The sequence below is a fragment of the Colwellia sp. SU-HH01217 genome (assembly GCF_057543495.1).
Genome location: NZ_BAAJLX010000014.1, coordinates 85,029 through 111,851, shown reverse-complemented (window position 1 = coordinate 111,851; position 26,823 = coordinate 85,029). Strand labels below are relative to the sequence as shown.

Below are 26,823 nucleotides of genomic sequence, written 5' to 3'. Positions count from 1 at the left end.
GCAATAAGCGGCTTGAAACAGTTTGCTAAAATGTGCAGCGAAGCGAAACCAAGCAAACTGTTTCAAGTCCGACTTGATTGCCTTGTTATGATTTTTTAGTTGCTCTTAACATCCAAGCTGTTTTTTCATGTACACGCATACGGTCAGAGACAAGGGCGGCTGTTGATTCATCATCCGCACTCTGTGCAATCTTTAAGACTTCGCGAGAAGTTTTAATTACTTGTTCGTGACCTTTGGTTAGTAACTCGACCATTTCCGATGAACTTGGAACTCCATCTACCTCTTTGATAGAGCTAAGTTTTGAAAACTCCTTGTAAGTTCCCGGTGCTGGAACATCTAGAGTTCTAATTCGTTCAGCAATATCATCAACAGCAACAGCTAACTCTGTATAATGTTCTTCAAACATCAAGTGCAATTCACGAAATTGTAAACCAGTTACATTCCAGTGAAAGTTATGAGTCTGTAAATATAAGGTGTAAGAATCAGCTAATAGTTTTTTTAAACCATCTGATATTTCTGTTCTATTTTCCTTGCTAATACCAATATCTATATCTGTCATTTTTATTTCCTCATATGTGATTTTTGAAAAATCTACGCCTCGTTAAACGACTAAATCATAACGCCACAATAAGCGGCTAAGTACAATTTGCTATAATGCGCGAAGCGCGAGCAAACTGTACGTGTCCGTTTGATTGCCTTGTTATGCGCTGGTTGTGATGACCACAAACAGCGCAATTTATATAAGGTTTCGTGGCAGCCCGACCGTAGAAGTAAAAAACTCCCAAGCAGCGCGACACACCAAACCATGAATTTTGAGCCACTTAATAAACGTGGCTTTTACCACCCAAATTACCTTGGCGAAAAACTGCTTAGCCAAAAGCTAAATCAGTACATTTGGCACTAAAGTTACCAAGATAAAGTTAAGGCAACAAGTGCAATAATATTTGTGAAATGCTCACCGTGAAAAACAATTTAAATTGAATTCGCGTTGCCTGCATAACGCCTTGTTAAGAGGCTTTTTGCAATTGGCTAAAATGTGAAGCGAAGCGGAACCCAGCCAACTGTAAAAAGTCCTGCTTTAACAACTTGTTATATTTCATTTGCTATAAACGACAAGCGGACTCCCTAAATCAGACCACATACCTTTAATTATAGTTTGCCACTCTTCCTTTTCTTTAGAGTTTAAAGTGCTTAAGTCTTTTTCTACTTGCACTAGATCTATAAATGTTGAACAACCGCCAGTCGCGTAAAGACCATCTTTAGTTACGTGTGCGAACACAAGAAATGTATTTCCAATTGTTGGAGCGGGACCACCACAAGAATTGTTTTCAATATTTGTTTTAATAAAAACAGAGTTAAGTACAGCCTGATTTTTCCATACTTGCTGAACTTTCAATTCTGTTTTGTAAAATGAAGTATCCCAATCCCCTGATATTTTAACTGTTTTCAGTGCTACACCAGTGAAAATTGCGTCATATTCGTTCATTTCGTCTTTAAAGCTTTTTGCTTCGCTGAAACAAGAACATCCGAATACCGTCAGCGGAGAAAGCATAAGAGCAAATAAAATAATCCTCAACATATACCAAACTCCTTTGAAATATAACGCCTCAATTAATGGGCGAAAAATGGTTGGCTATAATCGCGAAGCGAAGCCAACTGTTTTTTGTCCTATTAAATTGCTTGTTAGTTATGCGGTGTTAATGCGGCTTGACCGCCCCACCTTACTAAAACAAACAACCGTAAATTTTGTAAACGCAACATTACCAACAAACTATTGAAAAGTTAAGGCTTAACGTGATTGAGATTACATGGAAGTTTGAACGCTAAACGCGACAGGTAAAACCTAGACACTTCCTGTGATGAACCACTTTGATTAACAAACTCACCAGAATTTGAAACCACTTTCCTTAGTAAAACTTAATAGCAAACTAACGCCCTGTTAACAGGCAAAAAATAGTTGGTTAAAATTAGCGACGAAGGAGCAAAACCAACTGTTTTTTGTCCTTGTTTAACAGCTTGTTATGTTACTTTTTACGAACAAAGTAATGTTTATAATAGTAATGTAAAACATAGCTAGATATTAAGATAGGGAAAAAGACAGAACTTAATACATTTACCAAACTCACCGCTGAAGGCTCAAGTAAAATAATACTAATAGAAATACTTAAACCTAAACCGAAAAGTACGCATAAAATAGCTATACCGAACAAAACTATTTTACGCGTAAAATCAGACTCTCGCGATTCTAAATTATTAACACCTACACTCATTGACTTCCCTAGTAACATAACGCCTCAATTAATGGGCGGAAAATAGTTGGCTATAATCGCGAAGCGAAGCCAACTGTTTTTTGTCCTATTAAATTGCTTGTTAGTTATGCGGTGTTGATGCGGCTTGACCGCCCCACCTAACCTAAACAAACAACTCTAAATTTTATTACCGCAACATTACCAACAAACTATTGAAAAGTTAAGGCTTAACGTGAATTGCACTACATGGAAGTTTGAACGCTAAACGCGACTGGTAAAACCTAGACACTTCCTGTGATGAACCACTTCGATTAACAAACTCACCAGAATTTGAAACCACTTTCCCTAGTAAAACTTAATAGCAAACTAACGCCTAATTAACAGGCAAAAAATAGTTGGTTAAAATAAGCGACGAAGGAGCAAAACCAACTGTTTTTTGTCCTTGTTTAATTTCTTGTTAGCTGTATTTACGATGCTGAGTCGTTATTAAACCGACCACCTATAATACTTGCCGAAACTGCACACCATACCGCAGAAACAGTTCCCATTAATGCAGGTGTAGATTCTATTGCAGATGACATGTGAAGACCAAATAATGTTGCTAATAGCCCAACTGATAAACCAGCAATTGCAAAGGATTGATTTCGTAATTGAATTTTCATGTAACACTCCATGTTTTGATAAATGATTATACTGCTAACAGCTTACTAGTTAGGTAAAACCCGTATTTAAACACGGGTTTTACCTTTCTTTCATGTTTTTTAATTAAAGTAAGAATACATGTGTTTTTTATCTTAATCAATTAGTTAAATAATACCTGGCCAACTGGTTGATGTGTAAAAGCGTGGTAAAACCCCTCTTTCACGCAAAACAATGTTTAAAAACAACAACTGTAGTTATAAACAGTGGTTAATTATAATAATTTCACTTAAAAGTTTTATTTATATAAATTGTTGATATCTAGGATGTGCCAAACAAAAAAAGTCGCTTTAGTTTGGGTATGAACGGATAGGACAATGATTGTCCAGAAAGCAAAAACCCCCCCACCGAATAGGCAGGGGCTTGATAATAGGTGAGTTGATCGTAAGCCGCTTTAGTTTAGGTATGAGCGGATAGGACAATGATTGTCCAGAAAGCAAAAACCCCCCACCGAATAGGCAGGGGTTTGATAATAGGTGAGTTGATCGTAAGCCGCTTTAGTTTAGGTATGAGCGGATAGGACAATGATTGTCCAGAAAGCAAAAACCCCCACCGAATAGGCAGGGGCTTGATGATAGGTGAGTTGATCGTAAGCCGCTTTAGTTTAGGTATGAGCGGATAGGACAATGATTGTCCAGAAAGCAAAAACCCCCACCGAATAGGCAGGGGCTTGATAATAGGTGAGTTGATCGTAAGCCGCTTTAGTTTAGGTATGAGCGGATAGGACAATGATTGTCCAGAAAGCAAAAACCCCCACCGAATAGGCAGGGGCTTGATAATAGGTGAGTTGATCGTAAGCCGCTTTAGTTTAGGTATGAGCGGATAGGACAATGATTGTCCAGAAAGCAAAAACCCCCACCGAATAGGCAGGGGTTTGATAATAGGTGAGTTGACCGTAAGCCGGGTTTTGTCTAGGACAATCATTCGTCTAGGCCTTAAATCGCTCTAAGGCTCAAGCAACCTACCCGGTTTCCACGCGAGCCACGCTTATACTAAATAATCGAAATTATATAGTCATGAAACCCTATTTGGTCTTGCTCCGGGTGGAGTTTACCCTGCAATTACTGTTACCAGCAATCCGGTGCGCTCTTACCGCACCCTTTCAGCCTTACCTGTTCCGCAAGCGGTCATCGGCGGTCTTCTCTCTGCTGCACTTGTCGTCGGCTTGCGCCGCCCAGGCGTTACCTGGCACCCTGCTCATTGGAGCCCGGACTTTCCTCCCCTTTATCCGTATACCTTCAGTTTACACCTTAGATACAACGATAAAGCAGCGATTGTCTGGCCAACTCGAGGCGCATTCTACCTGCTGTGTTTACTCTGGGCAAGTAGAAGCTAAACTTTCTGCAACTCTTCTAAATAGGCATCTAATATTAAATGACTGCGCGCGCCCTTACTGGTAATCGCAGAAAAATTGGTATAAAACTGTCGGCCATGTGTTTCAATTGCTCGAATTTTATCTTGCGAAGTCCAGCGTTGGGCAAAGTGCGTGGGTAAAAAGCCAATAAATCGCCCCGTTAAAATTAAAAAGGCAATACCTTCTCTGTCTGTCGATGTGGCTGTCGCTTTAAGCTTGCGCTGTTGCTGTTTTATGTCTGCCGACTGCGGATAATTTGGCACTACAGCGTCGTATTGTGCTAGTGCTTCATCACTTATTTCGTGCAGGTCATGCTTAAATAAGGGATGCTGTTCACTGCAATAGAGTAGCGATTGCTCTTTATATAATGGTACGTAAGTTAGCCCTGGCAAAGTACGAAATTCGGGGACAACACCAATATGCAATTTACCATTTAGCACCGCGCTTTCTATATCGTTTGGCGGCATCATTCTAATATTAATCACCACCTCAGGCGCACGATGTTTTAAAGCGCTAAGTGCACGGGTAATACTCATTTTTTCAATAGTTACTAAGTTGTCTGTGATACCAATATTAAGCTCACCCACCAACTCAGTATTCATAGCATTTATTTCAGCACGAAAATTTTCAATGCTCCCCAATAACAACAATGCCGATTGATAAACTTGCTCTCCTTGTGGCGTTATTGAAAATCCAGATCTGCCGCGATGACAAAGTTTCATATTCAATAATGATTCAAGTTCAGAAATGGCTAAACTGATTGCAGGGCGACTTATATTAAGTTCTACTTCGGCAGCAGCAAAGCCTCCCGATTCAATAACCACTTTATAAATGCGCAATAAACGGATATGGGCATCACCTAATTGTCTGGGTAATAAATTTTTACTTTTTGTCATACACAACCCCGCGATAATCAATAAATTGAGCCAATACTATAGTTAACCAATTACTTAACTTAACTTAAAAAACATTAACTTTAATAACGTATTAAATCATTGATAATAAGGTCAAGCAATCGCCTTGGGCGAAATTTATAAAAATGGTATTCATTGTTGAGGCAATCGTATGACTAACAACACAAACAATAATCATGGCATTAGCCAAGCTCAGCTTGACGCTCATTGGATGGCTTTTACCGGTAATCGTGAATTTAAAAAAGATCCTCGCATTATTGTCTCAGCTAAGGGTAATTATTATACCGACAGTAACGGACGACAAATTTTTGATGGGCTTTCAGGGCTGTGGACATGTGGCGCAGGTCATGCGCGTGAAGAAATAACAGAAGCAGTCAGTAAGCAAGTCGCTACTTTAGATTATTCGCCAGCCTTTCAATTTGGTCACCCAAAGTCATTTGAGTTAGCTCACCGTATTACTGAATTAATGCCAGACGGACTTAATCGGGTATTTTTTACTGGCTCAGGTTCTGAATCTGTTGAAACCGCGCTAAAAATTGCACGCGGTTACTGGCGTAAAAAAGGCATGCCAAGTAAAACGCGCTTTATTGGCCGTGCAAAAGGTTATCACGGCGTGAACTTTGGCGGTATTAGTGTGGGGGGGATTGGCCCTAATCGCGCTATTTATGGTCAAGGGATTGAAGCGGGTCATTTGCCACACACTATGATCAACGGCAATCAGTTTACTAAAGGGATGCCCGCACAAGGCGCTAATTTAGCAGATGAACTAGAAGAAATGGTGGCTTTATACGATGCATCTAACATTGCCGCTGTTATTGTAGAGCCATTAGCTGGTTCTGCAGGTGTTATTCCGCCACCAGTAGGGTATTTAAAACGGTTACGCGAACTTTGTACTAAACACAATATTTTACTTATTTTTGATGAAGTCATTACCGCTTTTGGCCGTATGGGTTCAAATACAGGCGCTGAAGAATTTGGCGTAACACCCGACATTATGACCGTTGCAAAGCAGTTAACTAATGGCGTTATTCCCATGGGCGCAGTAATAGCCAAACAAGAAATTTATGACACCTTTATGGAAACAGGTGGGCCTGAGTACATGCTAGAGCTGCCACATGGTTACACGTATTCAGCGCATCCAGTAGCTTGCGCTGCGGCATTGGCATCATTAGATATTTTAGCAAACGATAATTTACCTGAGCGCGTTAAATCAATCGCACCTTATTTTCAAGAATCGTTGCACAGCTTAAAAGGCGCATCACATGTAAGTGATATTCGTAATTACGGTTTAGCTGGAGCATTAAGCATCGCTGCTTTTGGTGCTGAACAAGGCAAACCAGAGCCAGGAAAACGTCCATATGAAATTGCCATGAAAATGTGGCAAAAGGGATTTTACGTACGCTACGGCGGCGACACTATTCAATTGGGTTTACCTTTTACTACGCAATTATCTGAAATTGATAGTTTAGTAAACGCCCTAGGCGAAACACTCGGTGAAATTAAGTAACCGAAACATTTACAATAAATCAAACGTATAACACGCGGACATGTACTTTCGCGTGTTGGCACAAATTTACAGCTTTAAGGATTACAAAATGACAACTGTTGGCCACCTAATAAACGGTGAAATAATTAATAACGATTCACGTACACAAGATATATTTAACCCAGCAACGGGTGAATCAAGCAAGAAAGTCGCGTTAGCAAGTAAGCAAACGGTTGAACAAGCCATTGCTGCAGCAGAAGCCGCCTTTCCACAATGGCGTAATACACCACCTATTAAACGTGCACGAGTGATGTTTCGCTTTAAAGAATTGTTAGAGCAAAATGCCGATAAAATTTGCCAACTAATTGGTCAAGAGCACGGTAAAATTTCACATGATGCGGCAGGAGAATTACAACGCGGCATTGAAAACGTTGAATACGTGTGTGGCGCACCAGAGTTATTAAAAGGCGAGCACAGCAAAAATGTAGGCCCTAACATTGACTCTTGGAGCGAATTTCAACCGTTAGGAGTCGTTGCAGGTATTACACCGTTTAATTTTCCAGCTATGGTGCCTATGTGGATGTTTCCATTAGCCATTGTCTGTGGAAATACCTTTGTACTTAAACCTTCTGAGCGTGATCCTAGCTCGACACTATTTATCGCGCAATTACTTAAAGAAGCAGGTTTACCTGACGGCGTAATGAACGTGGTTAATGGCGATAAAGAAGCGGTAGACACTCTGTTGAACGATCAACGCATTAAAGCGGTAAGTTTTGTTGGCTCAACACCTATTGCTGAATATATTTATGCCACAGCTAATGCGAACGGTAAACGCTGCCAAGCGTTGGGCGGCGCTAAAAACCATGCGATTATTATGCCTGATGCCGATATGGACAATGCAGTAAACCAACTACTTGGTGCAGCTTTTGGTTCATCGGGCGAGCGTTGTATGGCGCTTTCTGTTGCTGTTGCAGTTGGCGATGAAGCGGCTGATGCACTTATTGCTAAAATGAGTGAAGGTATGAAAGGTTTGAGTGTTGGCGATTACAGTAATGCCAATAACGATTTTGGTCCGGTAATTACTGCCGCACATCGCGATAAAGTCAATGGTTATATTGAAAGTGCAAAAGAAGAAGGCGCGAATATTGTTGTTGACGGTCGTAATCCAAGCGTTGCCGGTTTTGAAAACGGTTTTTTTGTTGGTGCCACGTTAATTGATCATGTCACCCAAGACATGTTTAGTTACCAAGCAGAAATTTTTGGCCCAGTACTCCAAGTGGTACGTGTTAAAACCATGCAAGAAGCTATGCAATTAATTAACGATCATGAATACGGCAACGGCACTTGTATCTTTACCCGCGACGGCGAAGCAGCGCGTTACTTCTCTGATAACATTCAAGTAGGCATGGTAGGTATTAATGTTCCATTACCCGTGCCTGTGGCTTATCATAGTTTTGGTGGTTGGAAGCGTTCACTATTTGGCGATTTACATGCGTACGGTCCTGATGGCGTTCGTTTTTACACCAAACGTAAAACCATTACCCAACGTTGGCCATCAAGTGGTGTTCGTGAAGGGGTAAGTTTTGCCTTTCCGAGCTAATGTAAAGTTAAATAATTAAATAACGCCATCTCAACAAATTAATGAGATGGCGATTTTTTCATTAAAAACAGACATACTCTTTTGTTACCCTAAAGTAGGTATCACCCGTTTAACAGCCAATAAAACGAGTAAAACAATGTCAAACAAACAAATTATTCGGTTAAGCACTCAACCAAAAAATTTCGGTAAAGTGACCGACGAGCTCGACAGCGACATGTTCGAATCAACCGTTCCCGAGCAACATACACACAGTTACTATGAGGATGAAACACTTGGCTTATACGTCGGTGTTTGGGATACCACTGACATGGTTGAAAACGCAACCCCATACGCTTGTGATGAGTTTATGGTGGTGCTTGAAGGCCAAGCGGCAATTAAAAATATCAAAACAGGTGAAATTGAAATTGTAAATGCAGGCGAAAGTTTTGTTATTCCCAAGGGCTATGATTGTCAGTGGCAACAAAGTGGTTATTTACGCAAGTTTTATATGATATCTGAACATCCCGACGAAATTATCCCTGTAGTGCCAACTTTTGATGGCATTGTTAATATTAGTAAGCTGCATAATAGCGCCTCTAAACACGCAATTGATATTAGCCAGTCAACCAGAGCTAATAAAAGCTTTATTATGAAGTCAGGCAAGCCGGTTAAAAAAGGCCAGCACCTGTATCAAGACAGTACCGGAAATTTTTTCTCAGGCATTTGGCAAAGCCAAGCATTTGAAACCGTACAACAAGCGTTTCCTAGAAATGAATTTATTTATATTCAATCAGGCACATTAGTATGCATAGACGAGCATAATAAAAGTCATACCTTTACTTGTGGTGACGCGGTTTTTATTCCTCAAGGTACCATGTGCCATTGGCGAGTAGATGACAGTGTTTGTGCTTTTTATGCGGTTTTACAATCTAACAACAAATAAAACTATCAACACACAACAAACTAAACTATCTAACAAGAGGTTAATCCATGATTACCGTTAAAGGGCATTACATTGATGGTCAATGGCAGCAGGCTAAAAGTGACACGACTTTTGCCACCATTAACCCTGCCACTGAACAAGTTATTACTGATATCCCTGCAGGCAATCAACAAGATATCGACCTTGCAGTAACAGCAGCACGACAAGCATTTGACCATGGCCCTTGGCCAAAAATGAGCGGTAAAGAGCGTGGCAGCTATTTGCGTAAAATGGCTGAGATAATTACTCGCCGGTTAGACGAATTATCTAAACTTGAGGTATTAGACAATGGTAAACCTTACCCAGAAGCGAAATGGGACATTGAAGATACCGCCGGCACCTTTGAATTCTACGCTAAACTCGCTGAAGAAATGGATACCGAAGAAGATCAAATTATTACCTTGCCTGAAGCTGACTTCTCTTCAACAGCTTCAAAAGAACCAATTGGCGTAGCAGGGGCAATTATTCCATGGAATTTTCCAATGTTGATGGCCGCTTGGAAAGTTGCGCCAGCTCTAGCTGCTGGTTGTACTATGGTATTAAAACCATCAGAAATAACGCCGATTACCGCCTTAGCACTAGCTGAAGTAGCCGACGAAGCAGGCCTTCCCAAAGGCGTACTTAATATTGTTAATGGCTTAGGTGTTGATGCTGGGCAAGCATTAGTTGAGCATCCTCAAATTGATAAACTTGCCTTTACAGGGTCTGTTCCAACAGGTTCAAAAATAATGGCTATGGCGGCTAAAGATATTAAAAACATCAGTTTAGAGCTTGGCGGAAAATCGCCTTTTGTTATTTTTGCAGATTCTGATATTGATAAAGCGGTTGAGTGGATCATGTTTGGTATATTTTGGAATCAAGGTCAAGTTTGCTCAGCTACTTCTCGCGTACTCGTTGAAGAATCTTTATACCCTGCTTTGCTAGAACGATTAACCATTGAAGCGAAAAAAATCACTATAGGCGAAGGTAACCAAGCAGGGACCTTATTAGGCCCCTTAGTGAATAAAGACCAATTCCAAAAAGTGCTCGTCGCAATCGAAAAAGGTGTCAGTGAAGGGGCTAAAATCGCCACTGGCGGCGTTCGCCCTGAAGGACTTACTCAAGGCTACTACCTTGAGCCCACGGTACTAACCGATATGGCAGAAGACAGCTGGATTTGGCAAGAAGAAATTTTTGGTCCAGTCGTTTGTATTAAGTCCTTTAAAACAGAACAACAAGCTATTGCCATGGCGAATAACTCTCGCTTTGGTTTAGCCGCTGCGGTTATGTCCAAAGATGATGCCCGTTGTGAACGCGTAGCAAAAGCATTTAGAGCTGGCATAGTTTGGGTGAATTGTTCACAACCTACCTTTGTTGAAGCGCCTTGGGGCGGTTATAAACAATCAGGTATTGGTCGCGAACTTGGAGAATGGGGCTTGAATAATTATCTCGAAACCAAACAAATTACCCGCTTTAACTCCACAGAGCCTTGGGGTTGGTACATCAAATAATTTAACGAAGTCACACAAGTTAACGAGTCATTTATGCAACAACATATTCAAGCGTTACAAGATTCAAAGTATTGTCCTCTGTGGCACGATCAAGCCGAGGTGAGGCCTGAGGTTTTGCCTGCGCTATCAGCAGATATAAGCTGCGACTTATTAATAGTTGGCGGTGGCTTTACCGGCCTTTGGGCAGCACTGCAAGCAAAAGAACGCCAAGCAGATGCTGACATCGTTTTAATTGAAAATACCTTTATTGCCGACGGCGCATCAGGTCGCAATGGCGGTTTTTTAAATTCGAGCCTTGCTCATGGTGAAACCAATACCGATCATCACTTTCCTGGTGAAGCAGACAAGCTGCATGCACTGGGTCAGCAAAATATGGCCGAGTTACTTGAAACCTTAGCTCGTTATAATATTGATGCCCGATACGAAAAAGTAGGCGAAACCGAAGTAGCCACTCATGCTGGCGCAGTAGAAGCATTACGCGAAGACTACGAATCAGAGAAAGCCGCAGGTGATGATGTGGTGTGGTTTGATCAAGACGCCATGCAAGAGCAAGTGAATTCTCCAACTTATTTAGCTGGGCTTTGGCGTCGTGATGGACAAGATGGTGTGGTTGATCCAGCACGAATTTGCTGGGGATTAAAGCGAGTATTATTGGAACTCGGCGTACGCATTTTTGAAAATACGCCTTTAACTCGTTGTGATCCGCTTGGTAAAACTAAAATGCGCTCTACAGCGCTTACATTTACTATTGAAAGCGATAAAGTGTTAATGGCAACCAATGCCTATCACAACCCTGTAGCTGCCGTTCGACGGACCACAATTCCTGTGTGGGATTATCAATTAGCGACTGAACCTTTAACCGATGAACAGCTAGCAAGTATTCGTTGGCACAAATCTCGACATGCTATTGGTAATCATGCGAATATGTTTCATTACTACCGAATGACCCAAGACAATAGAATTACCTGGGGCGGCGGCGGAGCAGTTCGCTATTATTTCAACAAAGACACTGACATAACTAGATGTGCCGATAAACCAGCATTATTTGAACAATTGTCGAAAGAATTTTTTGAAACCTTTCCACAATTGGCAGGCGTAAAATTTAGCCATCGTTGGAGTGGTGTTATTGCCACCTCTACGCGTTTTTGTATGGTGCCAGGTGCTACATACAATGGGCGTCTTGCTTGGGCGGTAGGTTATACAGGTTTAGGTGTTGGTGCGACACGTTTTGGTGCCAGAATAGGTATTGAATTATTAGGCTATCAGCCAAGCGATATATTGCAAATGCAGTTTGTCACTAAAAAACCTATGCCATGGGCTCCTGAACCCTTTCGTTGGTTTGGTGTTAAATTTACGCAAAAAGCTTTAGTTAAAGCCGATCAAAATAACGGTAAACGCGGCTTGTGGTTAAAATTACTCGATGCCATGAACCTTGGTTTCACTTGTTAATTCACGCTATGTTTTTGTTTTTTTAGCTGATTAATTCGTTTTAAATTGAGCAACTAACTGCTGTAAACGCGTTTTTTGCTCATCAAGATCTTCAAGCACTGACTTGGTATCTTGTGATAAGTCCACCACTTTAGTTGACATATCGGCAATACGAGTAATGTTAACATTTAGCTCGCCAATTACGTTAGACTGCTCGTTGGTTGCACTGGCGACTGAAGTATTCATGTTAGCAATTTCACTAATTTCCACGACTACTGAATTTAACGCATCGCTAGCAACATTCGTTTTTTCTAAGCCCTCTTTTGCTAATAAGCCATTTTGTGCCATCGCTTTTACTGTTTCTTGAGCTTGTTGTTGAAGCTTCTCAATAACATCCTTAATTTCGCCTGTGGAATTTTTTGTTCTCCCTGCTAGCGATCTTACTTCATCAGCAACTACAGCAAAACCACGTCCTTGCTCACCGGCTCGTGCGGCTTCAATGGCTGCATTTAAGGCTAATAAATTTGTTTGCTCGGAAATACTACTAATCGTTTCGACCACAGAGCTAATGATTTGAGTTTGATCGGCCAAGGCTTGAATTTTTTGTTGCGTATCTGCGTTACTCACATCTAGCTGTTGCATGGCATTGTTGGTATCTCGAACTTGTTGGTTAATCTCTTCGACTTGCGTTTGTGTGACTTCGGTTTTATCGGCAGTACTGCCGGCTAAATTACTAACTTCTTGAATACTTTGGTTCATTTGTGTTGTTGCTGTGGCTACCGAGTCTGACTCTAATTGCTGAGATTTGGCGTTTTCGTCAATATTATCGGCCATAGAATTGAGTGAAATAAAAGACGATGCCATCGTAGCTTCAGTTCCTTTTATATCGATCATTATGTTTCGCACTTTCTCAATAATAGCGTTAAATCCTTGAGCTAATAGCCCCAATTCATCTTTGCGGCTTTCATCAAGTTGTTGTGTTAAGTCGCCACCACGCTGCGCCATCTCCAGTAACCGATCACCAATGTCTACAATAGGTTTAGTAATACGTCTGGCGACAATACTCATTAAAAAGATAAAACCAATGGCAATCACTAGATTTAATAATGCCGTTTGCGACAATGCCGAACGCACAGCCGACATAGGCTCATCTACTGGTAACATCGCGAGCACCTTCCAATTAAATTCAGGCAAACCAATACTGGCAACATAATAATCAGTATTTTTATGAGTAACTTGGTCAAAAACATAGTCAGATCTCGACGTTAATAATTGACTAGATGCGCTGGCAAAGCCGTCAAACTCACGTAAATTTTTATTCGCTTTAGCTGTAATACTAGGGTGAATAATGACCTTACCGCTATTATCGGTAACAAAAACATAGCCTGTTTCGCCGACCTTATTCGTTAAAATATCGGCGCTGACCTGTCCTACTTTGTAACCCAAACCAACAACCGCTAAATTTTGCCCTTGATAAGTAACGCGATAATTAACAAAAGCAATAAGTCCTGACTTTCCTGCTTCTTCATCGAATGCTATTTCAAAATTATTATCGCTGGTTAAAAACGTATCAAACCATTGATCATTGTCACTGTCTAAAGTTCTGATAATACCTTCTTGGGTGATATAGTTTTTAGATAAGTTAGACACCCAATAGACAGAAAGCGCATTGTTTTCTTGCTGCATTAAGCTTAAAAAGTCGATAACTTGTTGCAACTCATCTTCTGGCTCGCCTGCTAGCGCCCAATCAATAAGAAATTTGTTTTGGCTGATGCTTTGCGACAAAACTAGCGGAGTGCTCAGTTGGTACCTAATTCTAGCCGCTACTTTTTCTAGTTGATTTGGCAGTAAATCAGACGCTATGCTTTGTTCTGAAACCTTAGTAAAGGCATTGTTAGAAAGAAGTATGCCCGCAATAGAAAGCGTTAATAAAGAGACTGCGATAATGGCAATTAATGCATGTCTTATTTGTATTTGATTAAACCATTCTCTCATTTTAAGCTCCTGTTCGATGATTTATTGAGTATAGATGTTCGCTTCATTTTTTCTAGTGAGCAGTCCGGTTTCATTGAAAATATTCTTTTAAAATAACTCACTTAAGCGCTAGTATTAGGTATACTTTAACTATCGATTTTGAGTTTTTTTCTAGAGCTATCCCTTGAAATATTTTTTCTCTCTACTGTTTTACCGATTAATATTACTATTGCTTTCACCTTTAGTTCTTGCCGTTTTAGTGATCAAATCTAGAAAGAACACTGCTTTTCGCCACCGCTTATTAGAACGTTTAGGTGTTATAAATCATAACTTCAAAGCTAACGGCATTGTTGTGCATGCCGCCAGTGTTGGAGAAGTTATTGCCATCAAACCTTTTGTTGACCAGCTATTACTTACTTACTCTGATTTACCAATAACTGTAACCACCTTTACCCCCACGGGATCTGCCCAAGTAACTAAATTATTCGGTGACAAGGTTCAGCACTGTTATTTTCCTATTGATATCTTTATTTGTTCTTGGTGGTTTTTACGAAAATTAAAGCCACAAGCCATTGTCTTTATGGAAACGGAACTTTGGCCAAATATTATTGCGCAAGCGGCCAATAAAAAAATTAAGTTATTACTAATTAACGCACGATTATCCGCTCACTCTATGCAGAGTTATCGCAAGTTATTATGGTTGATAAAACCAAGCGTTAATCGCTTTGATAAAATTTTGCCTCAATCGTTATCTAATTTACAAAACTTCATCGAGCTAGGTGCCAAACAAGAAAAATGTGAATGTTTGGGTAACCTTAAATTTGATATTAGCGCCAACCAAACCATTACAGATAAACAAGCTGAGTTAGCGGCTTTCTTACCCCAAGGTAGAAAAATATGGATCATGGCCAGCACTCACCAAGGCGATGAGGCACTTGCGCTGAGTGTATTAAAAGAATTACAACCCACTCACCCTGAGCTTTTGCTAGTTATTGTTCCTCGCCACCCAGAGCGGTTTCAGTCTGTTGCACAATTGTGTGCAGAACAACAAATCAACACGGTTACCAGAAGCAATAAAGCTAGGATTACCGATGCAACGCAAGTATGGCTGCTCGATTCACTCGGAGAGTTAATGGCGGCTTATGCTTTATCTGACATTGTCACTATGGGCGGCAGTTTCAGTGAAATAAATGGTCATAATCCCTTAGAGCCTGCGCTATTTAAAAAGCCGATTATTGTCGGTCCTTATATGGCCAATTTTTCAGAAATTAAACAGCAACTTGACGATGTTCACGGCATTTTATCACTAACATCTACTCATGCATCTGAATTGGCGCAGACTATACTTAGCTTACTTAATGACGAAAGTAAGCAACAACAACTAGGAGAAAATGCCTACCAAGTGGTGATGAATAACCAAGGAGCAAGTCAGCAAAGTGTCGCCGCATTACAAGAGATACTTTGTGCGAAAGATGTGATTGTCAGTGTTAAAGCAGCCAATAGCTATTATCAGTACAATAGCGCGTTAATCGAGAATTTCAGCCCTGAGATGCTATCAGCCACTTATTGGCAACAACAAAACGCTATTACAGGTTCTGCCCAAGGAAGAGGAACCACTTGGTTTATCCAGCATCATGAGCAACATTGGGTGTTACGACATTATTTTCGAGGCGGTTTAATAGGAAAATTTAATAAAGACAGTTACGTTTTTACTTCTGTAGCAGCAAGTAGAGCCGCGAAGGAGTTCAGCTTGCTCAGCCAAATGCAAACATGGCAATTACCAGCTCCTAAGCCTGTTGCTTATCAAGTAGTTAAACATGGAATGTTTTATCGAGCGGACTTATTAAGCTCTAGAATAGAAAATGCGCAAGACTTAGTGGCTCTTTTAAGCAAAGAAGCACTACCTGAAGCTGTTTGGTTACATATTGGTGCAACCATAAGACGCTTTCATGACAGAGGGGTTTATCATCACGACTTAAACGCTCATAATATTTTGCTTAATGAGCATAGCCAAGCGTGGTTAATAGACTTTGATCAAGGAGAATTAAGGACAGTTGACTCGCGTTGGCAACAAACGAATTTAGATCGCTTATTACGCTCTTTTAGAAAAGAGCAAACGCAATTAAGCCAATTTTATTGGCAAGAAAAAGATTGGCAGATGCTTTTAAAAGGCTATTTTCAATAAAATAGTTAATGCAAAAATAGCCTTAATAAAAAAGCGATTAAACAGCAGTTTGCTCTATAACCTTATTAATTTTCTTTCTAAAGCTTTCGTCTGCGATAACTTTATTAATTTTATCAAGACCCGCTTTTTTAATATTCTCCTGCGTGTAGTAAAACTCTACTTCACCAAGGGCTTCAAAGCTAACTTCTTCTAATTTAGAAATATCACGCACATCGCCAAATGCCACTAAATCACCCAGTCGGCATGACAAATAGCATAAAAGAATTTGACGAAGCTGCTCACCCGAAAGTTCTTTTTCCGCTGTACCATTAGTTAACAATAATAAACTGTAATCAATGCCAGCTTCAATTGACCGTGGTAATTGCCATTGCTGTGCTAAATGCTTACCGACGACTGCCGCGTTAGTGCCAATGGTACTTTGAAAGACTTTAGTCCGTTCATACAAGGTATAGTCATCGAGGTAGTAACCTGCAATTGACGGTTTATAAGATAAAATCGCCAAGTCACCTAAATATGAAAGTAAACAAAGAGTTGATAACTCTGCAGCATTGTCTTCGCCCATTTCTTTGGCAAAAAGTAAACAAAATGAGCTGGCAAGATAGCTCGCTGTCCATAACTTGTTATACGCTTCATTTTGTAGTTTATCTTCAAACTGCATGTCATTTTGAACCGCAAATTGTAAAGCGATATTTTTAACTTGGGTGATGCCTAAAAAGATAATGGCATGATTAATATTAGTTATCGGTTGGCGTAAAGCAAATAAGGGGGAATTAACGGCATTAAGTATCTTTGCTGTCATTTCGGCATCTGTTTTAATTAAATCGAAGAGCTCGTTTGGTTCAAACGTTCCCTGTGTTAACGGCAATAACAAAGGATGAGGTTTGCGAAAAGATTGACTAATTTCAGCGACAATACTTTGCTGCTTGTCGTCAAGTTTCTCTGATGGGATTAACTTAAAGGTTAAAAAATCAGCTGGAATTTCAAAAACAGGTTTGTCTTGGGCTAATGCGTTATTTGTGGTGCCCGAGTCATTACTATCTAGAGAAAGCTGATTAATTTTAGTGGTAGATTTTAAACCTTGATTATAAGTGTTGGAATTATTATGGCGGTTAGCTGCATTCTTCGAGCGATTTAATCGTAAAACAATATAAATTAAAATAACCAGTATACTTACTGGAATAACTATATCTGCCGACATATAAATATCCTTTTCAATAAATTCAAATTCGCTTAATGCTAATTAAAAAAATAGCTAAGCAAAGTTTTTTGTTAACTATATATAATTAATTAAGCTAAGGGAATTAGGCAACTGCTAATATTTCATTACAACGCTTTAAATACAATTCGCGTGCTTTCATAAACTCAGGCAATCCAAGTTCGGTTGTGTAAGGTCGAATAATAACAAGAATTTTTAATACGCCTTGATAAAATACCGCGTCGTTTATTTCTACCTTATTATTTTGCGTTTGATAAAAGCTTAACCAAAAAGTATTTACTAATCGCAATAAACTAACAATATCGGCTAACTCATTTTCTTCAAAATCAATCACACCAGCGCCTTTTAAAGAAAGCATCATATCGCTCACACGATCAGTAATAATATGTTGCACTTCCACGTACTTATCATGCAATAAAGGGTTTTTCGCTAATAATACAGGAAGGTTACTGTAGAAAAACCTAAACTTCATCATTGCTTGAAAAACCGCATCCATATATAAAATTATCGCATCTAGAGGTTTTACATCAGGTGTAACCTGAGGAAAAGTATCAAGAACAATATTACGGGCGTACTCTTCATAAATAGACAAGATAATGTCTTCTTTATTGCGAAAGTGATAATACAAATTTCCAGGGCTAATACCAAGGTGGGCCGCAATATGATTGGTCGTTACGTTTCGCTCTCCTTGTTCATTAAATAATTCAATGCTCGCCTGTATAATTTTATCGCGTGTTTTCATGAATTGTCGCTGTCACATTTTTAAAATTGAATTATTCCATCATACTATCAAAAAGACTAAAACTGGAAGCTTTTCGAGTAAATACTTTAATAAAACTTGTTTTGTTGGTTGTCATTTGGTAAAAATGCGCTTTACAATAGCCCTATCGGCGCACAAATTGACAACTAATTATGACAATAAAAGCAATTTACCCTGGTACTTTTGATCCTGTAACTAATGGCCATACTGATTTAATAGAGCGAGCAAGCCGCTTGTTTCCTGAAGTTATCGTGGGTATAGCAGCAAGTCCAAGCAAGAAACCTCTTTTTGAATTAGCACACCGTGTTGAAATGTTAGAGCAAGTCACGCAACACCTGCCTAACGTAAAAGTGATCGGTTTTAGCGGTTTGTTAGTGGATTTTGCTGAAGAAAATAACGCTAAAGTGTTAATTCGTGGTTTACGTGCGGTGTCAGATTTTGAATACGAGTTTCAGCTAGCTAATATGAACCGCCGTTTATCTCCCGACTTAGAAAGTGTATTTTTAACTCCCGCTGAAGAAAACTCATTTATTTCATCGACCTTAGTAAAAGAAGTGGCACTACATCGCGGTGATGTCAGCCAATTCGTTCATCCTGTAGTAGAAACTGCACTATTAAAAGCACTTAAAAAATAGCTAATCACTTTGGCAGCTTGGGCAAAACACTGAGCTGCGATTTGACTGCCTAATTTCTTCTAGTCTTGTATCACAATTTAAACACTTTTCTTTACCTCGCCCATAAACAAACAAAGACTGAGCAAAATAACCCGGTTTACCATCTGCCTGAGTAAAGTCTTTGAGCGTTGTGCCGCCTTGAGTGATAGCTTTTGACAGAACCGTTTTTACTATTTCTGTCAGCTTTTTTAATCTCGACTCACTAATGCTGCCAGCCAATGAGGTAGGTAAAATACCCGCTAAAAATAGTGCTTCATTTGCATAGATATTACCGACACCAACAACGACATTGTTATTCATTAGAAAGCTTTTTATCGGTACTTTTCTGTTTTTAGCTTTATTAAATAGGTAATCACTAGAAAATTCATCACTTAATGGCTCAGGACCCATTTTAGTTAATAAACCTTGTTCATCTATATGTTGATCGAACCATAATACAGCGCCAAAACGTCGAGTGTCATTCAGCCGCAACGTTTTACCATGAGAGAAGGTTAAGTCAAAGTGGTCATGTTTAGCGACTGGTGTTGCGCTATCAATGATACGGATAGTGCCCGACATCCCTAAATGTAAAACCAAGGTCCCTGTGGCAAAGCGAATCAATAAGTATTTAGCTCTGCGCTCTACTTTTTCAACTTTAAGCCCAGTAAGTAACTTTACTTCTTCAGGTATAGGCCAACGCAACTGAGCAACGCGCACAACAACATCAGTTACCGTTTGATCAATAATATGTGGACTAATGCCTAATCGGCATACTTCAACTTCTGGTAACTCAGGCATAAATAAGCTCGTAATTAAATTAAGGGTAAAGGGGAGTAGGCAGTAACTGGCGAAATAATTGTATTGGTAGGGCAATCCATTGATTATTTAACATGTTTTTAATTAATAGTTGATCAGCAAGGGGATATACCATTAATCGCTTGGCATCTTGTTGACCTGCTAAGGTAATGATCACTTCGATGGCTGTTTGACCTGAAATTTCAATATCGCCCGCTTGTAATAATCCCGCACTTTTTTGCCATGCTAACATCATTTGATCGATAGTCTGAGGCGTAATGGCAACTGAATTTTCGATAAATTCAATTCTCCATGATTGACCGACTCGTTCTATAGTAAATTTATTAGCGACAGTTAACGTTAAAATAACCGCATGATCAGATAAAACCAACTGCTCTCCATTATCGTTGGTTGATGCCTCAGTAGTATCAGGAAACAATTTATTATTGGTTAGATTAATTAATAAAATCATCACCATAACACTAATAATAATAACGTTGTTCCACGCTGTTCGAGATAATTTCATTGATGATTTATCATGTTGAGTATGTCGTAAAACACTATCATACTTAATTTTAGGCAATAAAAAACCCGGTAAAACCGGGTTTTTAACAATCCAAAAAGCTAAATTACTTAATTTTTGCTTCTTTGTAGACTACGTGCTTACGTACTCTAGGATCGAATTTTTTGATTTCCATTTTTTCAGGCATAGTCTTTTTATTTTTATCTGTAGTATAAAAATGGCCAGTACCAGCACTAGAAACTAAACGAATTTTATCACGCATGATGATTCCTTAAACTTTTTCGCCACGGGCACGAATGTCAGCTAATACTGCATCGATGCCTTTTTTATCGATAATACGCATTCCTTTCGGAGTTAAACGTAATTTAACGAAACAATTTTCGCTCTCAACCCAAAAACGGTGAGATTGAAGGTTAGGTAAAAAACGACGACGTGTCGCGTTTCTTGCGTGCGAACGGTTGTTTCCAACCATTGGCTTCTTGCCGGTTACTTGGCAAACTTTAGACATGTGAGTCACTCCAAAAATTAATGTCAGCTCGAGCTATTTTTTCCATTAGGCCGTCGCCTAAGGATCGTAAAATTAGGTGGCACATTATAGAGAAAGTAAATGTTGAATGCTAGTAATAATAAACTTAAAAGTAAAACCATTACTTTTATCTTTATATTACAGTCTATTAGGGAGTCAAAAACCGTTATTTTACCGTGATTTTTTCCCTTTTTTCGCTGAAAATTTGATCTGATCTCGCTAACAACTTGTACGGATATCGATCCTTTAATCGATCTTTGACTTTAAAAGACGTGATAGTTTTTTCTGCTGTTCTTCATTACACAGTTCGTTAATTAATATTCGAATAATTCGCGATTTAGCGAGTTTACTCTCTTTAGCGAGTAATTCTAACTGTGAAATAGCATCTTCACTTAAAGTAAAAGTCGCATGGCGTTTAGACTGCTTCAGCTTTTTAGAATCATGCTTAGGCCAATCGCTTTTCGCCGCTCTTTGTTTTGCAAGGACTACGGCTTGTTCAAGGTTAAGATTATCGGCATTAACAACTTTAGGCTTCCCTACAGCGTAATCTTCAGCGTCAGAGATAAACTCATCGACAGTAAAATCTTTCTTTTTAGTTTTTTCAGTGTTCGATTTTTTTAAATCAATTAAACTCATGGGAATCATCCGGTTTCATCGCCATTAACTCCTCTGCGATGGCAATCATTTCTTGCGCGGCCTTACCTTCTGGATCGAGCTCGATAACTGAAGAACCTTGTTCTTCACTATCATCGTAGATATTGCGGTTGTATGTCACGGCTTCTAATACATTGATGCCATAAGAGCTACAGACTTCTTTTGCTTCAGCAATACGTTTACCTTGGCTAGGCAAGGCAGGACATTGTGCAATTAAAAATGAAGCGAGTAATTTAGGGTTTACCATTTTACAAGTGCTCAGCATATCTTCCATATGCGGTACGGTTTTTAAGTCGCGCCTTTTAGGGCGTAATGGAATAACTACATGATCTGCTACCGACATGGCCGCACGAAGGGCTAGGTTGTCTTGCCCACCACAATCAACAATAACGTAATCATAATGTTGATTTAAGCTCATTAAGTCGTTGCGAATTTTTCCATACAGTTGAATACAATTAATAGTGGTTAATGTTGGGTCGGTATTGCGCGCTTGAATCCAGTCTGATGTGGTGCGTTGTGGATCACAATCAACCATTAAAACAATCGCTTTTTTATTACGAGCAAAATATACCGCTAAATTTTGAGCTAGACAGCTTTTTCCACTACCGCCTTTCTCACCACCTACTAATATCATCATTCGATTTTTCCTTCACTCTGTTGATCGATAACACTATTAACTATAGTTCAAATTAAGCATTTTATGATTATTGGCTGTGATTAATTATTACGAGGTCAATATTAAACCAATTTCGAACCAGCCATTTTTTTGTTCGATGCAGCGCAATACTTTACCATCTAATTTTTGAGCGTTTGGATTAGCTGCCTTAAATAAAATTGTAACAGGAGTAGACACAGGGATAGCCTCATCACAATCAAGCTTTAGGCCACCTCGAGAAAAATCCAAGCAGACAATTTTTTTCTTTTTTTCATGACCTTTTTCATCTGTCCAAGTGATATCGACTAGCTCTTTCTCCATATCAAGACGAAATGATTTTCGACGCTCTACTCCACCATTACTACTTTGTGTCATAAGCTGCTCCTGAATAACTGTTATTAAGGTTAATTTCAAATTAACTGGCATTTAGCCTTGTTGCAACATTTTATTGATTAAATATCACCATTTTCTGCAAATGAATAACAACAATTTCCTGCGACAATAATGTGATCTAATACGCGTACATCTATTAGTGCTAATGCTTGTTCAAGCCGAGTAGTAATTTGCTTGTCGGCAATACTCGCTTCGGCAACGCCTGATGGATGATTATGACTTAATATTACTGCCGCTGCGTGGTATTTTAATGCATGTTCAACCACGACTCTCGGGTAAACGGCCGCAGCATCAATAGTGCCAAAAAACATAGGCTCAAATTTCACAACCTGATGCTGATTGTCTAAAAACATCACCGCGAATACTTCTCGTGTTTCATGGCGTAATTCGGTAATTAAATAATCTCGAGTAGCTTGAGATGATGTTAACGCAATCCCTTTTTTAAGTTCCTCGGCTAAATAGCGTTTCGACATTTCTAAACACGCCTGTAATTGAACAAACTTAGCGGTTCCTAAGCCATGCTGCCCACAAAATTCTTGTTGATTAGCCTGATAAATACCAGCAATACTGCCAAAATTTGTAAGTAAATTTCTGGCTAAATCAACCACATGACAACCTTTAAATCCAGTTCGCAAAAAAATAGCAAGAAGCTCTGCATCACTGAGACTTGCTGCCCCTAAATTTAATAGTTTTTCCCTTGGGCGCTCATTATCAGGCCAATCTTTAATCATAGTTGCATCCTTGCATTTGTTTACAGTGAAAATGTCATTATCTGTCGCTTGTTAATTTCAACTATTAGCAATAAATGCTATCGTATTGCCAAGCGTTTATAACTTTAAGATTAGCAGGTTATGCAAATACTTCAGGATAAAAATATTGTTCTTGGTATCACAGGTGGTATCGCTGCCTACAAAACACCCGAATTAGTTCGTCGCCTTAAAGAACATGGCGCAAATATCAGAGTCGTCATGACTGAAGGCGCTAAAGCCTTTATTACCCCTATGACCTTACAAGCCGTTTCAGGTAATGGTGTCGCCGATAGTTTGCTCGACACCCAAGCGGAATTGGCAATGGGTCATATTGAGTTAGCTAAATGGGCTGATTTAATTATTATTGCGCCAACCACCGCAGATGTTATTGCAAAATTAGCCTGCGGCTTGGCCAATGATTTACTGTCGACTTTGTGCTTAGCTTCGTCCGCACCTATAGCGATTGCACCTGCAATGAACCAGCAAATGTGGCATGCAAAAGCGACACAAAGTAACATTGCCACGTTAACTCAGCGAGACGTTACCATTTGGGGACCGGGTTCAGGCGAACAAGCTTGTGGTGATGTCGGCTTAGGCCGTATGCTAGATGTTGATGACCTAGTTAGCCTGTGCTGTGAATTTTTTAGCGCAAGTACGTTAAATAAACCGCTGCTCAACCAACACTGGGTCATTACCGCAGGCCCTACTAGAGAAGCGATTGATCCTGTACGTTACATTTCTAATCATAGCTCTGGAAAAATGGGCTATGCCATTGCACAAGCCGCTGAAAATGCCGGCGCAAAAGTAACCATTATTTCAGGTCCTGTCTCAATTAAAGCGCCTAAAAATTGCCAATTAATTGCAATTAACAGCGCGATGGAAATGCACAAACATGCCTTAGAGCAAGCGCAAACTGCTCAAGTTTTTATCGCTTGTGCCGCTGTTGCCGACTATCGGATTGCTGAAGTTTCATCACAGAAAATCAAAAAGTCCGCAGACTCATTACAACTTAATTTAGTAAAAAATCCTGATATTGTTGCCGATGTTGCAGCCCTAGATAAAAAACCTTTTACTGTCGGGTTTGCCGCTGAAACACAAAACATGGCGCAATACGCATTAGGAAAATTACAAAAGAAAAAATTAAATATGATTGCTGCTAACGATGTCGCACAATCTGGACAGGGTTTTAATAGTGATGACAATGCGCTCACAATTTTTAGCCAACAAGATGGTCAAGTGAATGAAATTGAAATACCATTAGCAAGTAAGCAAGTAATTGCTAACCAGTTAGTAGCTATTATAGCGGACAACTATCAAAGCAAAAAATAAATACCAAGACTAAGCTCGCCTTATTTATAGGCATTTAGCACAACAAAATATCAAAATTAAGCCAAAAGAGAATAATAAAATATGACGGCCAACGCAAAACCTAACCGTAAACAACAAATATTAGAATGCTTAGCATTAATGTTACAAACAGAACAAGGTCAACGAATTACTACCGCTAAGTTAGCGGCAGAGGTAGGTGTTTCAGAAGCTGCTTTGTATCGTCACTTTCCTTCTAAGGCGAGAATGTTTGAAGGCTTAATTGAATTTATTGAGGAATCTGTTTTTTCACGTATTAATTTGATCTTAACTGATCACAAAGAAACATTGGTTCGTTGTCATCATATACTCCATGTTTTATTAATATTTGCCGAAAGAAATCCTGGTATGTGTCGTATTCTTTCGGGAGATGCTCTTATGGGAGAAAATGAGAGATTACGTGCCAGAGTACATTTGTTTTTTGAAAAACTTGAGTCTCAATTCAAGCAAGTGTTACGCGAAAGAAAATTACGCGAAGGCAAAGGCTTTACCATTAGTGAGCAAGCTTTAGCGAATTTACTTGTCGCATTTGCTGAAGGTAAAATTAGCCAATATGTTCGTTCTGATTTTGCCAAAAAACCCAGTGATGAATTTAACAATCAATGGCAATTTTTAATGGCTAGTAAATAACAAGCACATAGATAAAACGCCAGCATTACCAAGATTAATATACTACTTTATCAGGAAAAACAATGAGCACTTTGTCACACCTTGAACCTGCTTCTTTATGGCAGCTCTTCGAAAAAATTTGCAGCATTCCACATCCATCAAAGCATGAGCAAAAAATTTCTGCTTGGATCCAGCAATGGGCTATAGCGCTTGGTTTAGCGATTAAAGAAGATGCAGTAGGTAATTTAATTATTAAAAAACCAGCCACCGCAGGCATGGAAAACCGTCAAGGCGTTATCTTGCAAGCTCATATGGATATGGTGCCACAAAAAAATAATGACACAGAACATGATTTTTTAACCGATCCTATTCGCCCTTATATTGTCACCGAAAACGATGGTGATTGGGTAACCGCACAAGGAACAACATTAGGTGCAGATAATGGGGTTGGTTTAGCTTCTGCGTTAGCTGTATTGGCAAGTACTGATATTCCTCATGGACCTCTTGAAGTATTAGTGACCATTGATGAAGAAGCCGGTATGACCGGTGCCTTTGGTTTAGAGTCAGGCTGGCTAGACGGTGAAATATTAATTAATACCGACTCCGAACAAGAAGGCGAAGTATACATGGGCTGTGCTGGCGGGATCGATGGTTCAGCCAGTTTTGACTTAGCATTTGAACCGACTCCTGAACAAAGCCAAGCATTTAATTTGTCTATTACCGGTTTAAAAGGCGGGCATTCTGGTGTCGATATTCACACAGGACGAGCTAATGCGAATAAGCTATTAGTCCGCTTTTTATTAATGGCTAGCGAACAGTTTAGCATTCGCTTAACTGAGCTTAATGGGGGAAGTTTACGCAATGCGATTCCTCGTGAGGCTAATGCCAGTTTTGTCGTGGCTAAAGATCAAATTCCTGCCCTTAAAGCAGCACTAAGTGAATACCTTAATACGATTCGCCAAAATTTAGGCTCAATAGAAACTGCTATTGATATGCTATTAATATCTCCTGAAGATTTTAATGAGTGTTGGAGCCTTAGCGTACAACAAAATATTTTACGTGCGTTAAATGCTTGTCCTAATGGCGTTATTCGAATGAGTGATGATATTGAAGGCATTGTAGAAACATCTTTAAACTTAGGGGTTATTCGTTGTAAAGGTCCTAAATTTTTTGCGATGACTTTGATCCGCTCTTTACATGATGATGGTCGTTTAGAAACTCAACAGACTATTCAATCTTTATTTGAATTAGCTGGCGCTAGTATTAATTTTAGCGGTGCTTACCCTGGTTGGAAGCCAGATACGAGTTCTGCCATTATGCAAACGGTACGTGATACTTATCAAACACTCTTTGGTAAAATTCCAGAGGTTATGGTGATTCATGCTGGGTTAGAATGCGGTTTATTTAAAACGGCTTATCCAAATTGGGACATGGTTTCTTTTGGCCCGACAATTAAATTTCCACATTCGCCAGACGAAAAAATTCAAATTAGTTCTGTCGCGCAATATTGGCAATTATTATTAGCCACATTAAATGCTATTCCTTCGAAGTAAAAAGGGGTAAATTAACGCTTGGATTACACATA

Annotated in this window: 26 protein-coding genes and 1 other RNA gene; 10 read left to right on the top strand and 17 right to left on the bottom strand. The window is 39.5% G+C overall.

What is annotated here, in order from left to right; all coding sequences use genetic code 11:
* Positions 1-85 precede the first annotated feature (85 nt).
* The 6 genes from AC27G3_RS15430 to AC27G3_RS15405 form a co-directional block, all read right to left on the bottom strand.
* Positions 86-559: a Dps family protein gene (locus AC27G3_RS15430; RefSeq protein WP_487123055.1), complete on the bottom strand. Its 474-nt coding sequence runs from the start codon at positions 557-559 to the stop codon at positions 86-88.
* Between the two features lie 537 nt (positions 560-1,096).
* Positions 1,097-1,579 (bottom strand): hypothetical protein, encoded by a 483-nt coding sequence (locus AC27G3_RS15425; protein ID WP_487123054.1) that lies wholly within the window; start codon positions 1,577-1,579, stop codon positions 1,097-1,099.
* A gap of 445 nt (positions 1,580-2,024) precedes the next feature.
* Positions 2,025-2,270, bottom strand: coding sequence for a hypothetical protein (locus AC27G3_RS15420; RefSeq protein WP_487123052.1), 246 nt, complete (start codon positions 2,268-2,270; stop codon positions 2,025-2,027).
* Between the two features lie 446 nt (positions 2,271-2,716).
* Positions 2,717-2,911: a hypothetical protein gene (locus tag AC27G3_RS15415; protein WP_487123050.1), complete on the bottom strand. Its 195-nt coding sequence runs from the start codon at positions 2,909-2,911 to the stop codon at positions 2,717-2,719.
* Positions 2,912-3,829: 918 nt separating this feature from the next.
* An RNA gene (gene rnpB, locus AC27G3_RS15410) (RNase P RNA component class A) lies at positions 3,830-4,238 on the bottom strand.
* A 42-nt stretch (positions 4,239-4,280) separates the two neighbouring features.
* Entirely contained in the window at positions 4,281-5,198 is a 918-nt protein-coding gene (locus AC27G3_RS15405; RefSeq protein ID WP_487123049.1) for a LysR family transcriptional regulator, read from the bottom strand.
* Positions 5,199-5,367: 169 nt separating this feature from the next.
* On the opposite strand from AC27G3_RS15405, the gene aptA reads away from it, so the two are divergent.
* The 5 genes from aptA to AC27G3_RS15380 all read left to right on the top strand — a co-directional run bounded on the left by aptA (position 5,368) and on the right by AC27G3_RS15380 (position 12,202).
* Complete coding sequence (gene aptA, locus AC27G3_RS15400) at positions 5,368-6,723, top strand: omega-aminotransferase AptA (RefSeq protein ID WP_487123047.1); 1,356 nt, start codon at positions 5,368-5,370, stop codon at positions 6,721-6,723.
* An 88-nt stretch (positions 6,724-6,811) separates the two neighbouring features.
* Positions 6,812-8,302: a CoA-acylating methylmalonate-semialdehyde dehydrogenase gene (locus AC27G3_RS15395; protein WP_487123045.1), complete on the top strand. Its 1,491-nt coding sequence runs from the start codon at positions 6,812-6,814 to the stop codon at positions 8,300-8,302.
* A gap of 46 nt (positions 8,303-8,348) precedes the next feature.
* Positions 8,349-9,224 (top strand): cupin domain-containing protein, encoded by an 876-nt coding sequence (locus tag AC27G3_RS15390; protein WP_487123044.1) that lies wholly within the window; start codon positions 8,349-8,351, stop codon positions 9,222-9,224.
* 47 nt (positions 9,225-9,271) lie between these two features.
* Positions 9,272-10,753, top strand: coding sequence for an aldehyde dehydrogenase family protein (locus AC27G3_RS15385; protein ID WP_487123042.1), 1,482 nt, complete (start codon positions 9,272-9,274; stop codon positions 10,751-10,753).
* Positions 10,754-10,786: 33 nt separating this feature from the next.
* Positions 10,787-12,202, top strand: coding sequence for an NAD(P)/FAD-dependent oxidoreductase (locus AC27G3_RS15380; protein ID WP_487123040.1), 1,416 nt, complete (start codon positions 10,787-10,789; stop codon positions 12,200-12,202).
* Between the two features lie 30 nt (positions 12,203-12,232).
* Here the strand turns inward: AC27G3_RS15380 and AC27G3_RS15375 are convergent, their stop codons facing one another.
* The gene (locus tag AC27G3_RS15375; RefSeq protein WP_487123038.1) at positions 12,233-14,176 is read right to left on the bottom strand and encodes a methyl-accepting chemotaxis protein; all 1,944 of its coding nucleotides are present in this window, start codon (positions 14,174-14,176) and stop codon (positions 12,233-12,235) included.
* 163 nt (positions 14,177-14,339) lie between these two features.
* Between AC27G3_RS15375 and waaA the strand changes: the two genes are divergently transcribed.
* Positions 14,340-16,340: a lipid IV(A) 3-deoxy-D-manno-octulosonic acid transferase gene (waaA, locus tag AC27G3_RS15370; protein ID WP_487123036.1), complete on the top strand. Its 2,001-nt coding sequence runs from the start codon at positions 14,340-14,342 to the stop codon at positions 16,338-16,340.
* A gap of 37 nt (positions 16,341-16,377) precedes the next feature.
* Here waaA and AC27G3_RS15365 read toward each other — a convergent pair whose 3' ends face one another.
* Both AC27G3_RS15365 and AC27G3_RS15360 read right to left on the bottom strand, forming a co-directional pair.
* Positions 16,378-17,538: an HDOD domain-containing protein gene (locus AC27G3_RS15365; protein WP_487123034.1), complete on the bottom strand. Its 1,161-nt coding sequence runs from the start codon at positions 17,536-17,538 to the stop codon at positions 16,378-16,380.
* A 103-nt stretch (positions 17,539-17,641) separates the two neighbouring features.
* Positions 17,642-18,298, bottom strand: coding sequence for a TetR/AcrR family transcriptional regulator (locus tag AC27G3_RS15360; protein WP_487123032.1), 657 nt, complete (start codon positions 18,296-18,298; stop codon positions 17,642-17,644).
* 170 nt (positions 18,299-18,468) lie between these two features.
* On the opposite strand from AC27G3_RS15360, the gene coaD reads away from it, so the two are divergent.
* Complete coding sequence (gene coaD, locus AC27G3_RS15355) at positions 18,469-18,951, top strand: pantetheine-phosphate adenylyltransferase (RefSeq protein WP_487123030.1); 483 nt, start codon at positions 18,469-18,471, stop codon at positions 18,949-18,951.
* On the opposite strand, the gene mutM is transcribed toward coaD, so the two are convergent.
* The 8 genes from mutM to radC form a co-directional block, all read right to left on the bottom strand.
* Positions 18,952-19,767, bottom strand: a complete 816-nt coding sequence (mutM, locus tag AC27G3_RS15350) for a bifunctional DNA-formamidopyrimidine glycosylase/DNA-(apurinic or apyrimidinic site) lyase (protein ID WP_487123029.1) — start codon at positions 19,765-19,767, stop codon at positions 18,952-18,954. It abuts the gene before it with no gap.
* A 19-nt stretch (positions 19,768-19,786) separates the two neighbouring features.
* Positions 19,787-20,347 carry a hypothetical protein gene (locus AC27G3_RS15345; protein WP_487123028.1) on the bottom strand — a complete coding sequence of 187 codons (561 nt, stop codon included), beginning with the start codon at positions 20,345-20,347 and terminating at the stop codon, positions 19,787-19,789.
* Positions 20,348-20,393: 46 nt separating this feature from the next.
* Positions 20,394-20,549 carry a 50S ribosomal protein L33 gene (gene rpmG, locus AC27G3_RS15340; protein ID WP_487123026.1) on the bottom strand — a complete coding sequence of 52 codons (156 nt, stop codon included), beginning with the start codon at positions 20,547-20,549 and terminating at the stop codon, positions 20,394-20,396.
* Between the two features lie 9 nt (positions 20,550-20,558).
* On the bottom strand, positions 20,559-20,795 hold the full coding sequence (gene rpmB, locus AC27G3_RS15335; RefSeq protein ID WP_487123024.1) for a 50S ribosomal protein L28: 237 nt from the start codon (positions 20,793-20,795) through the stop codon (positions 20,559-20,561).
* Positions 20,796-21,059: 264 nt separating this feature from the next.
* Positions 21,060-21,449 carry a hypothetical protein gene (locus tag AC27G3_RS15330; protein ID WP_487123022.1) on the bottom strand — a complete coding sequence of 130 codons (390 nt, stop codon included), beginning with the start codon at positions 21,447-21,449 and terminating at the stop codon, positions 21,060-21,062.
* On the bottom strand, positions 21,436-22,104 hold the full coding sequence (locus AC27G3_RS15325; protein WP_487123020.1) for an AAA family ATPase: 669 nt from the start codon (positions 22,102-22,104) through the stop codon (positions 21,436-21,438). Before AC27G3_RS15325 ends, AC27G3_RS15330 begins: the two co-directional genes overlap by 14 nt.
* A gap of 87 nt (positions 22,105-22,191) precedes the next feature.
* Complete coding sequence (locus tag AC27G3_RS15320; protein ID WP_487123018.1) at positions 22,192-22,497, bottom strand: PilZ domain-containing protein; 306 nt, start codon at positions 22,495-22,497, stop codon at positions 22,192-22,194.
* A gap of 77 nt (positions 22,498-22,574) precedes the next feature.
* On the bottom strand, positions 22,575-23,246 hold the full coding sequence (radC, locus tag AC27G3_RS15315; protein WP_487123016.1) for a RadC family protein: 672 nt from the start codon (positions 23,244-23,246) through the stop codon (positions 22,575-22,577).
* Between the two features lie 120 nt (positions 23,247-23,366).
* Between radC and coaBC the strand changes: the two genes are divergently transcribed.
* The 3 genes from coaBC to AC27G3_RS15300 all read left to right on the top strand — a co-directional run bounded on the left by coaBC (position 23,367) and on the right by AC27G3_RS15300 (position 26,791).
* Positions 23,367-24,593: a bifunctional phosphopantothenoylcysteine decarboxylase/phosphopantothenate--cysteine ligase CoaBC gene (gene coaBC, locus AC27G3_RS15310; protein ID WP_487123014.1), complete on the top strand. Its 1,227-nt coding sequence runs from the start codon at positions 23,367-23,369 to the stop codon at positions 24,591-24,593.
* A gap of 81 nt (positions 24,594-24,674) precedes the next feature.
* Positions 24,675-25,259, top strand: a complete 585-nt coding sequence (gene slmA / locus AC27G3_RS15305; protein WP_487123012.1) for a nucleoid occlusion factor SlmA — start codon at positions 24,675-24,677, stop codon at positions 25,257-25,259.
* 62 nt (positions 25,260-25,321) lie between these two features.
* A complete protein-coding gene (locus tag AC27G3_RS15300; RefSeq protein WP_487123010.1) occupies positions 25,322-26,791 on the top strand; it encodes an aminoacyl-histidine dipeptidase in 1,470 nt (489 codons plus the stop codon).
* Positions 26,792-26,823: the final 32 nt, after the last annotated feature.

What these genes read in the sequence shown, in the direction of transcription:
- coaBC (WP_487123014.1), top strand. Translation starts at nt 23,367, where the DNA reads ATGCAAATACTTCAGGATAAAAATATTGTTCTTGGTATCACAGGTGGT.
- AC27G3_RS15320 (WP_487123018.1), bottom strand. Translation starts at nt 22,497, where the DNA reads ATGACACAAAGTAGTAATGGTGGAGTAGAGCGTCGAAAATCATTTCGT.
- AC27G3_RS15380 (WP_487123040.1), top strand. Translation starts at nt 10,787, where the DNA reads ATGCAACAACATATTCAAGCGTTACAAGATTCAAAGTATTGTCCTCTG.
- rpmG (WP_487123026.1), bottom strand. Translation starts at nt 20,549, where the DNA reads ATGCGTGATAAAATTCGTTTAGTTTCTAGTGCTGGTACTGGCCATTTT.
- AC27G3_RS15405 (WP_487123049.1), bottom strand. Translation starts at nt 5,198, where the DNA reads ATGACAAAAAGTAAAAATTTATTACCCAGACAATTAGGTGATGCCCAT.
- AC27G3_RS15395 (WP_487123045.1), top strand. Translation starts at nt 6,812, where the DNA reads ATGACAACTGTTGGCCACCTAATAAACGGTGAAATAATTAATAACGAT.
- mutM (WP_487123029.1), bottom strand. Translation starts at nt 19,767, where the DNA reads ATGCCTGAGTTACCAGAAGTTGAAGTATGCCGATTAGGCATTAGTCCA.
- AC27G3_RS15430 (WP_487123055.1), bottom strand. Translation starts at nt 559, where the DNA reads ATGACAGATATAGATATTGGTATTAGCAAGGAAAATAGAACAGAAATA.
- AC27G3_RS15300 (WP_487123010.1), top strand. Translation starts at nt 25,322, where the DNA reads ATGAGCACTTTGTCACACCTTGAACCTGCTTCTTTATGGCAGCTCTTC.
- slmA (WP_487123012.1), top strand. Translation starts at nt 24,675, where the DNA reads ATGACGGCCAACGCAAAACCTAACCGTAAACAACAAATATTAGAATGC.
- coaD (WP_487123030.1), top strand. Translation starts at nt 18,469, where the DNA reads ATGACAATAAAAGCAATTTACCCTGGTACTTTTGATCCTGTAACTAAT.
- radC (WP_487123016.1), bottom strand. Translation starts at nt 23,246, where the DNA reads ATGATTAAAGATTGGCCTGATAATGAGCGCCCAAGGGAAAAACTATTA.
- AC27G3_RS15415 (WP_487123050.1), bottom strand. Translation starts at nt 2,911, where the DNA reads ATGAAAATTCAATTACGAAATCAATCCTTTGCAATTGCTGGTTTATCA.
- AC27G3_RS15420 (WP_487123052.1), bottom strand. Translation starts at nt 2,270, where the DNA reads ATGAGTGTAGGTGTTAATAATTTAGAATCGCGAGAGTCTGATTTTACG.
- rpmB (WP_487123024.1), bottom strand. Translation starts at nt 20,795, where the DNA reads ATGTCTAAAGTTTGCCAAGTAACCGGCAAGAAGCCAATGGTTGGAAAC.
- aptA (WP_487123047.1), top strand. Translation starts at nt 5,368, where the DNA reads ATGACTAACAACACAAACAATAATCATGGCATTAGCCAAGCTCAGCTT.
- AC27G3_RS15390 (WP_487123044.1), top strand. Translation starts at nt 8,349, where the DNA reads ATGGCGATTTTTTCATTAAAAACAGACATACTCTTTTGTTACCCTAAA.
- AC27G3_RS15385 (WP_487123042.1), top strand. Translation starts at nt 9,272, where the DNA reads ATGATTACCGTTAAAGGGCATTACATTGATGGTCAATGGCAGCAGGCT.
- AC27G3_RS15360 (WP_487123032.1), bottom strand. Translation starts at nt 18,298, where the DNA reads ATGAAAACACGCGATAAAATTATACAGGCGAGCATTGAATTATTTAAT.
- AC27G3_RS15365 (WP_487123034.1), bottom strand. Translation starts at nt 17,538, where the DNA reads ATGTCGGCAGATATAGTTATTCCAGTAAGTATACTGGTTATTTTAATT.
- AC27G3_RS15375 (WP_487123038.1), bottom strand. Translation starts at nt 14,176, where the DNA reads ATGAGAGAATGGTTTAATCAAATACAAATAAGACATGCATTAATTGCC.
- AC27G3_RS15330 (WP_487123022.1), bottom strand. Translation starts at nt 21,449, where the DNA reads ATGAGTTTAATTGATTTAAAAAAATCGAACACTGAAAAAACTAAAAAG.
- AC27G3_RS15325 (WP_487123020.1), bottom strand. Translation starts at nt 22,104, where the DNA reads ATGATGATATTAGTAGGTGGTGAGAAAGGCGGTAGTGGAAAAAGCTGT.
- AC27G3_RS15425 (WP_487123054.1), bottom strand. Translation starts at nt 1,579, where the DNA reads ATGTTGAGGATTATTTTATTTGCTCTTATGCTTTCTCCGCTGACGGTA.